This window comes from Xenorhabdus griffiniae (assembly GCF_001028135.1).
Taxonomy (GTDB): domain Bacteria; phylum Pseudomonadota; class Gammaproteobacteria; order Enterobacterales; family Enterobacteriaceae; genus Xenorhabdus; species Xenorhabdus bakwenae.
In genome coordinates, this window is record NZ_LDNM01000178.1 from 1 (window position 1) to 619 (window position 619).

A 619-nucleotide genomic window follows, 5' to 3' on the forward strand; every position below is an offset into this window, starting at 1 on the left:
CAGGTATTACAAGCAGGATTTTCTAACCTGAATGTTATTTGATCATTCATGCGGTTGCCCTGGTAGTTAAGCTAGTATGTGAAAGGTGATTTTCTGGTTCCTCGATCATTACAAAATTAGCTTTCCCTGAGTGTCGATTCATAGCAAGAGAAATTTTGATTGCAGCCTGCTGCCCCAAACCTGACATTGAGAAGGGTATATTATTAACATGGGGTGTAATGGCTCCTTCCCATGCTGTTCGTGAGCTCTGATCCATTGCTAATTCGATCGATTGATTAGAAAGAGAGGCATGTAATCCGCTAATTCTTTTATTCACTTCTGTTAATGCATTCTCAGACATATAAGCTTTTGCTTTTCGATATTGTAGTGAAATTTCAGCTCGTTCAGTTGGTGCCAAATGATCATTCATTATCTGGCGTAAATGAAAATCCATACCAGATGAAACTCGAACAGTACGGGAATCAATTACTGCTGTTACCAATTGCTTAGGTCTAGCTGTAAGTTTATCATCAGCGAATGTACGCCATTCTACCTTGTAGTACTCAACCGGAAGTAATGGCAGGGCAAGATCACGAATGTTTTTTAGTCAAAAATAAACAGGTTGCTTCGAGTAAAGAGC

1 protein-coding gene is annotated in these 619 nt (G+C 39.4%); it reads right to left on the reverse strand.

Features of this window, described 5'->3' with window-relative positions; all coding sequences use genetic code 11:
• Nucleotides 1–46: 46 nt before the first annotated feature.
• Nucleotides 47–433, reverse strand: coding sequence for a hypothetical protein (locus AAY47_RS19445; protein ID WP_152911323.1), 387 nt, complete (start codon nucleotides 431–433; stop codon nucleotides 47–49).
• Nucleotides 434–619: the final 186 nt, after the last annotated feature.